General features: G+C 72.7%; 14 protein-coding genes. 9 read left to right on the top strand and 5 right to left on the bottom strand.

The genetic code is table 11. The features are described from left to right. Nucleotides 1–9: 9 nt before the first annotated feature. Nucleotides 10–1,449 carry an aldehyde dehydrogenase family protein gene (locus PS271_RS17785; RefSeq protein ID WP_398386914.1) on the top strand — a complete coding sequence of 480 codons (1,440 nt, stop codon included), beginning with the start codon at nucleotides 10–12 and terminating at the stop codon, nucleotides 1,447–1,449. Continuing rightward, a complete protein-coding gene (locus PS271_RS17780; protein ID WP_398382865.1) occupies nucleotides 1,442–2,353 on the top strand; it encodes an aldehyde dehydrogenase family protein in 912 nt (303 codons plus the stop codon). Before PS271_RS17785 ends, PS271_RS17780 begins: the two co-directional genes overlap by 8 nt. 82 nt (nucleotides 2,354–2,435) lie before the next feature. On the opposite strand, the gene PS271_RS17775 is transcribed toward PS271_RS17780, so the two are convergent. After that, nucleotides 2,436–2,846 carry a hypothetical protein gene (locus PS271_RS17775; RefSeq protein WP_398382864.1) on the bottom strand — a complete coding sequence of 137 codons (411 nt, stop codon included), beginning with the start codon at nucleotides 2,844–2,846 and terminating at the stop codon, nucleotides 2,436–2,438. A gap of 195 nt (nucleotides 2,847–3,041) precedes the next feature. Between PS271_RS17775 and PS271_RS17770 the strand changes: the two genes are divergently transcribed. Then, complete coding sequence (locus PS271_RS17770; RefSeq protein WP_398382862.1) at nucleotides 3,042–3,698, top strand: uridine kinase family protein; 657 nt, start codon at nucleotides 3,042–3,044, stop codon at nucleotides 3,696–3,698. A gap of 288 nt (nucleotides 3,699–3,986) precedes the next feature. Here PS271_RS17770 and PS271_RS17765 read toward each other — a convergent pair whose 3' ends face one another. Continuing rightward, complete coding sequence (locus PS271_RS17765) at nucleotides 3,987–4,766, bottom strand: SigE family RNA polymerase sigma factor (protein ID WP_398382860.1); 780 nt, start codon at nucleotides 4,764–4,766, stop codon at nucleotides 3,987–3,989. Between the two features lie 214 nt (nucleotides 4,767–4,980). Between PS271_RS17765 and afsQ1 the strand changes: the two genes are divergently transcribed. From afsQ1 to PS271_RS17740, 5 genes are all read left to right on the top strand, one after another. After that, a complete protein-coding gene (afsQ1, locus tag PS271_RS17760) occupies nucleotides 4,981–5,658 on the top strand; it encodes a two-component system response regulator AfsQ1 (RefSeq protein WP_398382858.1) in 678 nt (225 codons plus the stop codon). A gap of 38 nt (nucleotides 5,659–5,696) precedes the next feature. Beyond that, the gene (locus PS271_RS17755; RefSeq protein WP_398386913.1) at nucleotides 5,697–7,187 is read left to right on the top strand and encodes an ATP-binding protein; all 1,491 of its coding nucleotides are present in this window, start codon (nucleotides 5,697–5,699) and stop codon (nucleotides 7,185–7,187) included. Beyond that, a complete protein-coding gene (locus PS271_RS17750) occupies nucleotides 7,184–7,804 on the top strand; it encodes a hypothetical protein (RefSeq protein ID WP_398382856.1) in 621 nt (206 codons plus the stop codon). Before PS271_RS17755 ends, PS271_RS17750 begins: the two co-directional genes overlap by 4 nt. A 125-nt stretch (nucleotides 7,805–7,929) precedes the next feature. Further along, nucleotides 7,930–8,484, top strand: coding sequence for a VanZ family protein (locus PS271_RS17745; protein WP_398386911.1), 555 nt, complete (start codon nucleotides 7,930–7,932; stop codon nucleotides 8,482–8,484). A 117-nt stretch (nucleotides 8,485–8,601) separates the two neighbouring features. After that, the gene (locus PS271_RS17740; protein ID WP_398382854.1) at nucleotides 8,602–8,823 is read left to right on the top strand and encodes a PspC domain-containing protein; all 222 of its coding nucleotides are present in this window, start codon (nucleotides 8,602–8,604) and stop codon (nucleotides 8,821–8,823) included. Between the two features lie 77 nt (nucleotides 8,824–8,900). Here the strand turns inward: PS271_RS17740 and PS271_RS17735 are convergent, their stop codons facing one another. Further along, a complete protein-coding gene (locus tag PS271_RS17735) occupies nucleotides 8,901–9,341 on the bottom strand; it encodes a hypothetical protein (protein WP_398382853.1) in 441 nt (146 codons plus the stop codon). 187 nt (nucleotides 9,342–9,528) lie between these two features. Then, complete coding sequence (locus PS271_RS17730) at nucleotides 9,529–10,644, bottom strand: adenosine deaminase (protein ID WP_398382852.1); 1,116 nt, start codon at nucleotides 10,642–10,644, stop codon at nucleotides 9,529–9,531. Nucleotides 10,645–10,746: 102 nt separating this feature from the next. Here PS271_RS17730 and PS271_RS17725 point away from each other — a divergent pair, with 102 nt between their 5' ends. Further along, nucleotides 10,747–11,565, top strand: a complete 819-nt coding sequence (locus tag PS271_RS17725; protein WP_398382850.1) for an alpha/beta hydrolase — start codon at nucleotides 10,747–10,749, stop codon at nucleotides 11,563–11,565. 225 nt (nucleotides 11,566–11,790) lie between these two features. Here the strand turns inward: PS271_RS17725 and PS271_RS17720 are convergent, their stop codons facing one another. Then, the gene (locus tag PS271_RS17720) at nucleotides 11,791–12,777 is read right to left on the bottom strand and encodes a LysR family transcriptional regulator (protein ID WP_398382848.1); all 987 of its coding nucleotides are present in this window, start codon (nucleotides 12,775–12,777) and stop codon (nucleotides 11,791–11,793) included. Nucleotides 12,778–12,810 lie beyond the last annotated feature (33 nt).

The following is a 12,810-nucleotide window of genomic DNA, read 5'->3' as shown; positions in this document are numbered from 1 at the left end:
GCGAACCACATGGCCCCCAAGGCATTCGAATACGCACCCGCACCCGAGTCGCGCGCGGTCGTCGACATCGCCCCGTCCTACGGCCTGTTCATCGACGGCGAGTTCGCCGAGGCGACCGGCGGCAAGGTCTTCAAGACGATCAGCCCCTCCACCGAGGAGGTGCTCTCCGAGGTCGCCCACGGCTCCGCCGAGGACGTGGACCGCGCGGTGAAGGCCGCCCGCAAGGCCTTCGAGAAGTGGTCGGCGCTGCCGGGCGCCGAGCGCGCCAAGTACCTGTTCCGGATCGCCCGGATCATCCAGGAGCGCAGCCGCGAGCTCGCCGTCCTGGAGACCCTGGACAACGGCAAGCCGATCAAGGAGACCCGCGACGCGGACCTCCCGCTGGTCGCAGCGCACTTCTTCTACTACGCGGGCTGGGCCGACAAGCTCGACCACGCGGGCTACGGCGCGAACCCCCGCCCGCTGGGCGTCGCGGGCCAGGTCATCCCGTGGAACTTCCCGCTGCTGATGCTGGCGTGGAAGATCGCCCCGGCGCTGGCGACGGGCAACACCGTCGTCCTGAAGCCCGCCGAGACGACCCCGCTGTCGGCGCTGTTCTTCGCGGACATCTGCCGCCAGGCGGGCCTGCCCAAGGGCGTCGTCAACATCGTCACCGGTGACGGCACCACGGGCGCCGCGCTCGTCGCGCACGAGGACGTCAACAAGGTCGCGTTCACCGGCTCCACGGCGGTCGGCAAGGCCATCGCCCGTACGGTCGCGGGCACGGACAAGAAGCTCACGCTGGAGCTGGGCGGCAAGGGCGCCAACATCGTCTTCGACGACGCGCCCATCGACCAGGCCGTCGAGGGCATCGTCCAGGGCATCTTCTTCAACCAGGGCCAGGTCTGCTGCGCGGGCTCGCGCCTGCTGGTCCAGGAGTCGATCCAGGACGAGCTGCTGGACTCCCTCAAGCGCCGCCTGTCCACGCTGCGCCTCGGCGACCCGCTGGACAAGAACACCGACATCGGTGCGATCAACTCCGCCGAGCAGCTGGCCCGGATCACCAAGCTGGCCGACAGCGGCGAGGCCGAGGGCGCCGAGCGCTGGGCCCCGGCGTGCGACCTGCCGGAGAACGGCTTCTGGTTCCGCCCGACGCTGTTCACGGGCGTCACCCAGGCCCACCGGATCGCCCGCGAGGAGATCTTCGGCCCGGTCCTGTCGGTGCTGTCGTTCCGCACCCCGGGCGAGGCGGTCGCCAAGGCGAACAACTCGCAGTACGGCCTCTCCGCCGGCATCTGGACGGAGAAGGGCTCGCGCATGCTGGCCGTCGCGAGCAAGCTGCGCGCGGGTGTCATCTGGGCCAACACGTTCAACAAGTTCGACCCGACGTCGCCGTTCGGCGGCTTCAAGGAGTCGGGATTCGGCCGCGAGGGCGGCCGCCACGGCCTGGAGGCGTACCTCGATGTCTAAAGAGTCCATCAGCAGCTTCGCTGCGGGCCGACTGAGTGTCTTCAAGACCTACAAGCTGTTCGTCGGGGGCAAGTTCCCCCGGTCCGAGAGCGGGCGGGTGTACGAGGTGACCGACTCCAAGGGCAACTGGCTGGCCAACGCCCCGCTGTCCTCGCGCAAGGACGCCCGTGACGCGGTCGTCGCGGCCCGCAAGGCCGTCGGCGGCTGGTCCGGCGCCACCGCGTACAACCGCGGCCAGGTCCTCTACCGCGTCGCCGAGATGCTGGAGGGCCGCCGCGACCAGTTCGTGGCGGAGGTCGCCGAGGCCGAGGGCCTGTCGAAGGCGAAGGCCGCGGCCCAGGTGGACGCCGCGATCGACCGCTGGGTCTGGTACGCGGGCTGGACCGACAAGATCGGCCAGATCACCGGTGGGACGAACCCGGTGGCGGGCCCGTTCTTCAACGTCTCCTCCACCGAGCCGACCGGTGTCGTCGCCGTGCTCGCGCCGCAGGAGTCGTCGTTCCTCGGCCTGGTCTCGGTGATCGCCCCGGCGATCGCCACCGGCAACACCGTGGTCGTGGTGGCCTCGGAGAAGGCCCCGCTGCCCGCCCTGTCGCTGGGCGAGGTGCTGGCCACCTCCGACGTCCCGGGCGGCGTCGTGAACGTCCTGTCGGGCCGTACGGCGGAGATCGCGCCGTCGCTGGCCGCGCACCAGGACGTCAACGCGATCGACCTCGCGGGCGCGGACGCCGGGCTGGCGAAGGAGCTGGAGATCGCCGCGGCGGACAACCTGAAGCGCGTGCTGCGTCCACAGCCTGTGGACTGGGCGGCGGCGCCCGGCACGGACCGCATGACGGCGTTCCTGGAGACGCGCACGGTCTGGCACCCGACGGGGTCGCTGGGCGCGGGCGGTTCCTCGTACTGAGCCGCATCAGCCTGAGCTGACATGCCGGAGGCCGGAGCGGATGGTGATCCGCTCCGGCCTCCGGCATGTCCTGCGTCCGGCCTCAGTGCGCCTTGGGCGGCACCGCGGGCCGCCCGGTCGGCAGCAGCGACGTCAGGTTCCCCGCCACGGGCAGGTCCGTCAGGCTGCCGCCCTTGGAGATCGGCTGCGTCGCGGGCTTGGTGGTGAGCGGCTGCATGGAGCCCACCTTCGTGCCCACCGTGTTGTCGAACGGGTCGACGGGCGTGCCGGCCAGCGGGTTGGTCCGCAGGGTCTTGACCGTGTCGAAGATCCCCTCCGCACCCGCCTCCAGCCCCTTGTCGGCCCCCTCGAGGGCGGCGGGGATGTTGGTGTCGCCGAACTGGGCGCGGGCCACCCCGGTGCCCATGCCGTTGGTGCCCATGCCGGCGTCGGCGCTCGCGGAGGCCGCGCCGCCCGCCGCGAAGGCCGCACCCGCCGATACCGTCAGCCCCACGCGCAGCAGCATCCGGCGCCGGAGCGCTCTGGACGCCTTGCTGGCGGAGTGTGCGTGTCGTGCGTGCGAGGCCATGGCCACCTGCCGGGATCGTGAGGAGCAAACGGAAAACGGAAGAGAAGAAGCGAACGGACGACAACGCAGAGTATGCGAGTGGTGACGCTGAGCGCACCATGCGACCCGGGGGGATCCCCCATGCGGACCAATGCCTCACACTGGTGTCCCGTGACTCCCCACTTGAGCCCCGCGCGCGTCATCCTGCTGACCGGTCCGTCCGGTTCCGGAAAGTCGTCCCTCGCGGCCCGTACCGGGCTGCCCGTCCTCAACCTGGACGACTTCTACAAGGAGGCCACGGACCCCACGCTGCCGCTCCTCGCGGACGGCTCGGGCCCGGACTGGGACTCCCCGCTCTCGTGGAACGCCGACGCCGCCGTCACGGCGATCGAGACGCTGTGCCGCGCGTCGCGCACGGAGGTGCCGCTGTACTCGATCGCCTCCAGCTCGATCACGGGCACGGGCGTCCTGGACATCGGGCGGACGCCGCTGTTCATCGCGGAGGGCATCTTCGCCGCCGACATCATCGACCGCTGCCGCGACCTGGGCGTGCTGGCCGACGCCCTGTGCCTGCGCGGCCGCCCCGCGACCACGTTCCGCCGCCGCCTGGCGCGCGACCTGCGCGAGGCCCGCAAGCCCGTGCCGTACCTGGTCCGGCGCGGCCTGCGGCTGATGCGCGCCGAGCGCGGCATCGTGGCCCGGCAGACGGCGCTGGGCGCGTACGCGTGCGGCAAGGAGACGGCGATGGGCCGGATAGCCGCCGCGGCGGCGGGCCGCCGCGAGAGCGTACGGATCTGACGGATCCGCAGCGTACGGGCCCGGCGTTTCCGGCCGTACGGGTACGGAGCGGCCGCCTCGTCATCACCGTGCGCGCCGCCTGACCGGGACTCCGGAAGCGGGCGGTAGCGCGCGGAAGCGCGCCGGGGCGCACGGCCCCGGCGCGGAAGACCCGCGGAAGAAGCACGCGGACGCGCAGAAGCGGGTCAGGACAGGCCCCCCGGCTGTCCGACCCGCTTCCGCCCCCCATGGCCCTGTCCGCGCTCCCCCGAGCGCCCCCCCCGTTCAGGGCCCCTCATCGTCCGTTCGTCAGGCGACCAGTTCGCCGAAGGACTCCAGCTGGTCCCGGCCGGAGCCGATGACCTCGTCGTCGCGCAGGCGGCGCAGCGAGCGCCAGATGCTGCTCTTGACCGTGCCGACGCTGATGTCCAGGATCTCGGCGATCTCCGGGTCCGTCCGGCCCTCGTAGTAGCGCAGGACGAGCATCGTGCGCTGGAGCTCGGGCAGCCGGGCCAGCGCCTGCCAGAGGACGGCGCGCAGCTCGGTGCCGCGCATCGCGTCGCTCTCGCCGGCCATCTCCGGCAGTTCCTCGGTCGGGTACTCGTTGAGCTTGCGCCGGCGCCAGGCGCTGATGTGCAGGTTGGTCATCGTGCGGCGCAGGTAGCCGCCGACGGCCGCCTTGTCCGTGATCCGGTCCCAGGCGCGGTAGGTGGAGAACAGCGCGCTCTGGAGCAGGTCCTCCGCCTCGTGCCGGTCGCCGGTCAGGTGGTAGGCGGTCGCGTACAGGGAGGCGCGGCGCTCCTGGACGTAGGCGGTGAACGCCGCTTCGGCGGACTCGGCCTGCGTCCGGGACGCCGCCGTGACGTCCCCCGTCTTCTCCCCCGTCACCGCCGGAGCCGCCCCCGCGGCTCCCTTGGCCTGCCCGTACGTGACCGCGTCGATCGCCACCATGTACGGCGGCCGGACGCGTCCGGTGCCGCGGGCGCACCCCCGCCCGCCCACGGCACCGGACTTCTCCGGGCCCCGCCCGGCGTCGTGCAGGCGCGTGCGAATGACTGCGCTGGTCGTGGTGCTGTGCAGTGTGTTCATCTCGCGCCCCCCGTCGGTGGAGCCAGCCTCGGTCCGATTTCCGTACCGGGCTCCGCTGCCCGATGAACAGAAGCCTGCCGGGCCAGTTTCATCGCGTTGTCCGCCGACTGTCACAGCCCTGCAACAGCCCGGCGGGGCTCGGAAGACCCCGGCGGGACCCCGCGCGGAGGGCGGCGGTCGAACTACCGGGCTGTCGTAGGCCAGAATGACCACCGTGCCTTCCCTGTTGCTGATCGAGGACGACGACGCCATCCGGACCGCTCTCGAGTTCTCCCTGTCCCGTCAGGGCCACCGTGTGGTGACCGCGGCGACGGGCGAGGACGGCCTGAAGCTGCTCCGCGAGCAGCGGCCGGACCTGATCGTGCTGGACGTGATGCTGCCCGGCATCGACGGCTTCGAGGTGTGCCGGCGCATCCGCCGCACCGACCAGCTGCCGATCATCCTGCTCACCGCGCGCAGCGACGACATCGACGTCGTGGTGGGCCTGGAGTCCGGCGCGGACGACTATGTGGTCAAGCCCGTGCAGGGCCGGGTGCTGGACGCCCGGATCCGCGCGGTGCTGCGCCGCGGCGAGCGCGAGACCAACGACTCGGCCGCCTTCGGCTCGCTGGTCATCGACCGCTCCGCGATGACCGTGACCAAGAACGGCGAGGAGCTCCAGCTCACGCCGACCGAGCTGCGGCTGCTGCTGGAGCTCAGCCGCCGGCCGGGGCAGGCGCTCTCGCGCCAGCAGCTGCTGCGCCTGGTCTGGGAGCACGACTACCTGGGCGACTCCCGGCTGGTCGACGCCTGTGTGCAGCGGCTGCGCGCCAAGGTCGAGGACGTGCCGTCGTCCCCGACCCTGATCCGCACCGTGCGCGGCGTCGGCTACCGCCTGGACACTCCGCAGTGACCGCACGCGTGCGCCGCTGGGCGACCGCCCGCAATGTGATGAAGCTCAGCCTGCGCTGGATAAGCCTGCGGCTGCGGCTGATGCTCGTCTTCGCCCTGGTCGCCCTGGCCGCAGCCGTCTCCGCGTCGGCGATCGCGTACTGGCTCAACCGCGACGCGGTGCTCACCCGCACCCAGGACGCGGCCCTGGACGACTTCCGCAAGTCCCTCCAGGACAACACCGGCACGCTGCCCCTCGGGCCGACCTGCCAGGAGCTCCAGGCGGCGGCCGACCGGATGGCGGCCACCTCGCAGAAGTACGAGGTGCTGCTGATCGGCAGCGGCGAGGGCGGCAAGGCCTGCGCCGCGCCCTCGGACCGCGACCTGTTCTCGCTGAAGGTCGTGCCGAAGTCGCTGCAGGCGGCCGTGGACCGCGAGCGGCGCGTGGACGACTCCAACCGCTACGCGTACCACCTGTACTGGCAGCGGATCACGCTGGAGGGCAAGCCGTACCTGGTGGGCGGCGCGAAGGTGATCGGCGGCGGCCCCACGGGCTACCTGCTCAAGTCCCTGGAGAACGAGCGCGCCGACCTCAATTCGCTGGCCTGGTCGCTGGGCATCGCCACCGGCCTGGCGCTCATCGGCTCCGCGCTGCTCGCGCAGGCCGCCGCGTCCACCGTGCTGCGGCCCGTGCAGCGGCTCGGCGACGCGGCCCGGCGGCTCGGCGAGGGCAAGCTGGACACCCGGCTGCGCGTCTCCGGCACGGACGAGCTGGCCGACCTGTCGCGCACCTTCAACAAGACCGCGGAGTCGCTCCAGAAGCGCGTCGAGGAGCTCAGCGCCCGGGAGGCCGCGAGCCGCCGCTTCGTCGCCGACATGTCGCACGAGCTGCGGACCCCCCTCACGGCCATCACGGCGGTGACCGAGGTGCTGGAGGACGAGGCGGACAACCTCGATCCGATGATCGCCCCGGCGGTGCAGCTCGTCGTGAGCGAGACCCGCCGGCTGAACGACCTGGTGGAGAATCTGATGGAGGTCACCCGCTTCGACGCGGGCACGGCCCGGCTGGTGCTGGACGACGTGGACGTCGCCGACCAGGTCACCGCCTGCATCGACGCCCGCGCCTGGCTGGACGCCGTCGAGCTGGACGCCGAGCGCGGCATCGTGGTCCGGCTCGACCCGCGGCGCCTCGATGTCATCCTCGCCAACCTCATCGGCAACGCCCTCAAGCACGGCGGCTCCCCCGTGCGCGTCTCGGTCCGCACGGAGGACGACGCGCTGCGCATCGACGTGCGCGACCACGGCCCGGGCATCCCCGAGGACGTCCTGCCGCACGTCTTCGACCGCTTCTACAAGGCGAGCGCGTCGCGGCCGCGCTCCGAGGGCAGCGGCCTCGGCCTGTCCATCGCCCTGGAGAACGCCCACATCCACGGCGGCGAGATCACCGCCGCCAACTCCCCCGAGGGCGGCGCCGTCTTCACGCTGACCCTGCCGCGGGACGCCTCGGACCTGGCGGAGCAGCCGGCCGGGGACGGGGAGGGCGGCAAGTGAGAAGCGCTCCCCCGACCAGCGCCTCGCGCCGGAGAACGGCCCTGCGCGGCACCGCTCTGGCCCTCGCCCTGCTCGGCACGGCCACGGCCTGCGGCATCCGCGGTACGGCCGTGCCGGTGGACGCGGGCGGGGCGCCGTCGCGCTCGTCGTGCGTCGTCAAGCCCGGCCGCACGCTCCCTTCGGGCGCCGCCACCGTGACCGTCCAGCTGGAGTGCACCTCGCAGCTGGTGCCCGTCACCCGCGCGGTGCCCGGCCCCGACACCTCCGAGGACGGCGTGGCCGTCGCCCGCCTGCTGCTCGAAGAGCTCCGCAAGGCGCCCTCGAACGAGGAGGCCGAGGCGGGCATGTCCACGGCCGTGCCGCAGCGGCTGACCGTGTCCGGGCCGCGGCCCGGCGACCCGGCCGGGACGCTGCGGCTCGGCCGGGACCCCGGCGAGCTGCCGCAGGTCGGGCTGGCGCAGCTCGTGTGCACGTACGCGGGGACCGCCGCGGCCGACGGCAAGCGCGTGGTGATCCTGGGCGGGCCGGCCGAGGAGCGCCCCAGGAGCTACGCCTGCACCGACGAGCTCCGGGTGCACCCCGACAGCGCGGACATCACGGGGACGCCCGTCTCGTAGGGACTGCCGCTGCCGGTGAGATTCCCGTGGCATATGCGGCGGCCGGACCCGGCGCGCGCCGCGGGAACCGCCGGAGGCTCCCGCAGGCCGGAACCGTGCGACCGGCGCACCGCGTCATGTGGGGCGTGCAGGGTCATGGTTACGGCGGTACGCCCGCCCTCCGATACCGCTACCGCCTCGCGGGCTGCGTGCTCCTCGTCGTCCATCTGCTGGCGGTCGGCTATCTCGCCCTGCGCCCGCTGACCGTGCCCTGGGTGTCGGCCGCGCACCTGGAGCCGCTGGCCACGATCCGGGCCGATCTCGCCCTCGGCCCCTGGGAGGCGGCGCGGGCCATAGGGGCCGGCGTGCTGCCGCTCGCCCCGCTGGGCCTGCTGCTGCCCTGGGCGCGGGGCCGGGTCGCGGCGTCGCCGCTGGGCTCGCTGACCCGCACGGTCTTCACCAGCGCGATGGTGTCCCTGGCGCTCCAGGTGGTGCAGAGCGGCGTCGTGGGCCAGGTGCTGGACGTGGACGCGCTCCTGCTGAACGTGACGGGGGTGGCGGCCGTGCACCTGGCCGTGGTCCCCGCGGCGAGGGCCCGTCTCCGTCGCAGGGGTGAGGGGCGGCGGCCGGAGCCCATACGCCGGGAGGAGGCCCCTCAGGGTGTCACCCCGACGATCCCCAGGGTCGGGATCGCCCCGTAGACCGACGCTCCGGCAGGGTCCGTGGACATAGCTTTGAGTCATCGGGAAGCCGACGGGAGAGACGGGAAAAACGTTCCCGCGCCGTATCGGGTCCCCGCAAGACGAGGAGTCGCCGCCATGTCCGCCAAGCTGGTCCGTCCCCGCAACCACAGGATGATCGCCGGGGTGTGCGCCGGTCTGGCCGAGCGCTTCGGGACGTCCCGCACGACGATGCGGGTGATCTTCCTGCTCTCGTGCCTGCTGCCCGGCCCGCAGTTCCTGCTCTACATCGCGCTGTGGATCCTGCTGCCCTCGGAGGGCGCGCACCAGGGCCGCGGCACGGCCGCGCAGTCCTGGTAGAGCACGCACACTTAAGGCGGCGGGCCGTTCCCCCGGGTCGGGGGAACGGCCCGCCGCCGTACGAGCGGTCCGCGGGGTCAGCCGCCGATGCCCGAGATCGGCAGGCTGCCGAGCGGCAGACCGGACAGGGGCGCCAGCAGGCCCGTGTTCCCCTTGTTGTCGGCCGGCAGGGTCTTGGCCGGGATGCCCTCGGCCGGGCCCTGGACGGACCTCGTCGCGCCCTTCGGGGCGAGCTCGTGCGGGAGCTGCGGCGCGACGGCCTTGTCCACGGCCTGGGCCGGGGCCGTCAGCATGCCGCTCTGGATCGCGCGGTCCGCTGCGGAGATCACCGGGCCGCCGGCGGGAGCGACCTCGGCGACCTGCTGGATGGGCAGCCCCGCCGTCGTGGTCCGGGCGGTGGTCGTGAGCGATTCGACGGCCCCCGCGGGGCCCGCCGCCTGCGCGCTCCCCGCCGCCGCGGCGGCGAAGGCAACACCGAGGGCGGCGGCACCGAGAGTCCTGAAGTTTCCGAGCTTCATCTGAATTCTGTCCTCGCGACGGGGGATTCTTCGAGCGGCACTGCAACCTAGCCACGACTTCCCGGCCGCCGCAATGATTGACACGGCCGGGACGATTAACGTCCCGGCCGTCGTACGCTATTCCCCGCGGATTCACCGTCCGTTGCGGCCGGTGAAATCGCCGCTGGTCAGAAAGGCCCGCCCACTCCTACTGGAAGAGCCACTCGGCCTTGATCTCGGCGTAACCCGGCTTGATCACGTCATTGATCATCGCCAGACGTTCATCGAATGGGATGAATGCGGACTTCATCGCGTTGACGGTGAACCACTGCATGTCGTCCAGCGTGTAGCCGAAGGCCTTCACCAGGTGCTCGAATTCCTGGCTCATGCTGGTGCCGCCCATCAGGCGATTATCGGTATTGATAGTCGCCCGGAAATGCAGTTTCCGGAGCAGACCGACCGGGTGCTCCTCGTACGAGCTGGCCGCGCCGGTCTGGAGGTTCGAGGTGGGGCACATCTCCAGCGGAATGCGCTTGTCCCGGACGTAGGACGCGAGCCGGCCGAGCTTCGCCTTCCCGTCCTCGCCGACCTCGATGTCGTCGGTGATGCGGACGCCGTGGCCGAGCCGGTCCGCGCCGCACCACTGCAGCGCCTGCCAGATCGACGGCAGGCCGAAGGCCTCGCCCGCGTGGATCGTGAAGTGGTTGTTCTCGCGCTTGAGGTACTCGAACGCGTCCAGGTGACGGGTGGGAGGGAAGCCCGCCTCGGCGCCCGCGATGTCGAAGCCGACGACGCCAGAGTCGCGGTAGCGGTTGGCGAGTTCGGCGATCTCCAGGGCGCGGGCGGCGTGCCGCATCGCGGTGAGCAGCGCGCCCACCCGGATGCGGTGACCGGCCGCCTTGGCGCGGCGCTCGCCCTCGCGGAAGCCCTCGTTGACGGCCTCCACGACCTCTTCGAGGGTGAGGCCGGCCTCCAGGTGCTGCTCCGGTGCGTAGCGCACCTCGGCGTAGACGACGCCGTCCTCCGCCAGGTCCTCGGCGCACTCCGCGGCCACCCGGACGAGGGCGTCGCGGGTCTGCATCACGGCACAGGTGTGCGCGAAGGTCTCCAGGTAGCGCTCCAGGGAGCCGGAGTCGGCCGCCTCGCGGAACCAGACGCCCAGCTTGTCCGCGTCGGTCTCGGGCAGACCGGTGTAGCCCGACTCGCGGGCCAGCTCGACGATCGTGCCGGGGCGCAGCCCGCCGTCCAGGTGGTCGTGCAGGAGGACCTTGGGGGCGCGACGGATCTGTTCGGGGTTCGGTTGGGAGATGGTCTCGGTCGTCATTTCGGCACTCTAGTCCCTACGCGCGTAGATATCAGCGAACGATACGGAACGGTGACCCGTCGGCGGGGTGGACACCACCGGTCCTTCTGCCATCGTTCTGCCATGGCTCAGCAAGCGTTGCCTCAGCGGGAACCGGAAGGAACGCACGGACAGCCGAACACCCCGCGGGACAAGAGGGATACGGCGCGGCCCACGGCGCGGCTGGGGAAGCCGCTCGGCGCCGGGCACACGGTGCACGGCGTGGCGCTGCTGCTGCCGGGCGGCCGGGCCGCGGGCACGGGGCGGCCCTCGCCGCTCGTCCTCGCGGCGCAGCGGCCGCTGGCCCGCCGGCTGGCCGCGGCGGCCGCGGCGGACGGGCTGGTCACGCACGTCGTCCACTACCGGCGGCGCGGGTGGAACGGTTCCGCGGCGGACCCGGTGCGGGATGCGGAGTGGGCGGCGGACGAGGTGGTGCGGCGCTACGGCGACGTGCCGGTGTGCCTCGTCGGCACGGACATCGGCGGGCGCGCCGCGCTGCTCGCCGCGGGGCATCCCGCGGTGACCTCCGTCCTGGCGATAGCGCCCTGGCTGCCGGGCCCGGAGGTCCTCCCCGAGCCGGATCCGGTGCGGCAGTTGTCCGGGCGGCGGGTGCTGCTCGTGCACGGCACGAACGACGAGCACACGGACCCGGATCTGTCGCTGCGCCTCGCCCAGCGGGCGAAGAAGGTCAACCGCGACGTGTGCCGCTTCGAGGTCCACTCGGACGGGCACGGCCTGCGGCAGCACCGCGCGGAAGTGCAGGCCCTGGCGGCCGACTTCGTCCGCGGCGCGCTCTTCGGCCACCACTTCGCGAGGCCGGTGGCGGACGCGCTGGCGGCTCCGCCGCCACTGGGGCTCCGCATGCCGCTTGCCTCCGGCTTCGGGGCGGGGTTGGGGCACTGAGGGGGCGGTTCGGCACCGGGCCGCCCCGCGGGGAGATTCGCCGGGTGCGGCACCGCCGGGCTGCGACGTCGGGCTTGATCGCCGTTGCGGCGGGAGTTGTTTGCCTGCGGCAAAAGGGCGTGGCTGCACACGAGTCGAGAGGCCCGGCCTCTCGACTCCGCCGCAGCGGCGAGCAACCCGGCTCGGCCTGCCCGGCGGTGCCGGGCCCTGCGTACCCCGTAGCCCTCAGCGCGGCAGCAGCTGGCCCCTCCTCGACAAGAGGAAGCGTTTGAACGCCGCCACCGGCGGCGTGTCCGGGTGGCCGTCCAGCCAGGCCACGCCGATCTCGCGGAAGGCGCGCGGCGCGGTGACCGTCAGTTCGGCGACGCCTGGCCGCGGGACGGCCGGCGGGGGCAGGAGGGCCACCCCGAGGCCCGCGGCCACCAGGCCGCGGAGCGTCTCCGCCTCCTCCCCCTCGAAGGCGATCTTCGGCGTGAACCCCGCCTCCGCGCAGACCGCGTCGGTGATGCGCCGCAGCCCGTAACCGGGTTCGAGGGTGACGAAGAGCTCGGACGCGGCCTCGGCGAGGCGGATCCGCTTGCGCGACGCGAGCGGGTGGTCGTCGGGGACGACGAGCCGCAGCTTCTGCTCGTCGAGGCGGCGGGAGACGAGGTCCGGGGCGTCCGGGACGGGCGAGGTGAGGCACAGGTCGAGCTCGCCGTCGCGCAGCCGTTGCAGCATGGACTCGCCGTAGTTCTGCACGAGCTGGAACCGTACGCGCGGATGGTCGGCGCGGAAGGCGCGGATGAGCTCGGGTACGGTCTCGGTGCCGAGGGTGTGGAGGAAGCCAAAGGCGATCTTGCCGGCGGCGGGGTCGGCGTCGGCCCGTACGGACTCGGCGGCGCGGTCGACCTCGGACAGGGCGCGGTCGACGGTGGCCAGGAAGGTGCGGCCGGCCGCGGTCAGGGAGACCGTGCGGCCGTGGCGGGCGAACAGGGCGACGCCCAGGTCGGCTTCGAGGCGGGCCATCGAGCGGCTGAGCGTGGACTGCGGCACGCCGATCTGCTGCGCGGCACGCGTGACGTGCTCGTGGCGGGCGACGGCGACGAACTGCGCGAGCCGCGGGGTGAGGGTGGCGGCCCAGGAGTCGGCCTCGACGTCCGCTGTTACGGGGATGTCTTTTTCATTGCCGGGCGGTGACAAGGGCGGCCGTGACCTGCGTTCATGCAACACAGGATCGATTATCGCCATTCTGTGCATTGGACG

It is taken from the genome of Streptomyces sp. SCA2-17, assembly GCF_044336695.1.
This window is presented reverse-complemented; position numbering and strand designations above follow the sequence as displayed.

Excerpts from the sequence above, each read along its gene's own strand:
- PS271_RS17770 (WP_398382862.1), top strand. The coding sequence starts at position 3,042 with ATGCGGACCAATGCCTCACACTGGTGTCCCGTGACTCCCCACTTGAGC.
- PS271_RS17735 (WP_398382853.1), bottom strand. The coding sequence starts at position 9,341 with ATGAAGCTCGGAAACTTCAGGACTCTCGGTGCCGCCGCCCTCGGTGTT.
- PS271_RS17730 (WP_398382852.1), bottom strand. The coding sequence starts at position 10,644 with ATGACGACCGAGACCATCTCCCAACCGAACCCCGAACAGATCCGTCGC.
- PS271_RS17740 (WP_398382854.1), top strand. The coding sequence starts at position 8,602 with ATGTCCGCCAAGCTGGTCCGTCCCCGCAACCACAGGATGATCGCCGGG.
- PS271_RS17765 (WP_398382860.1), bottom strand. The coding sequence starts at position 4,766 with ATGAACACACTGCACAGCACCACGACCAGCGCAGTCATTCGCACGCGC.
- PS271_RS17755 (WP_398386913.1), top strand. The coding sequence starts at position 5,697 with ATGAAGCTCAGCCTGCGCTGGATAAGCCTGCGGCTGCGGCTGATGCTC.
- PS271_RS17780 (WP_398382865.1), top strand. The coding sequence starts at position 1,442 with ATGTCTAAAGAGTCCATCAGCAGCTTCGCTGCGGGCCGACTGAGTGTC.
- PS271_RS17725 (WP_398382850.1), top strand. The coding sequence starts at position 10,747 with ATGGCTCAGCAAGCGTTGCCTCAGCGGGAACCGGAAGGAACGCACGGA.
- PS271_RS17785 (WP_398386914.1), top strand. The coding sequence starts at position 10 with ATGGCCCCCAAGGCATTCGAATACGCACCCGCACCCGAGTCGCGCGCG.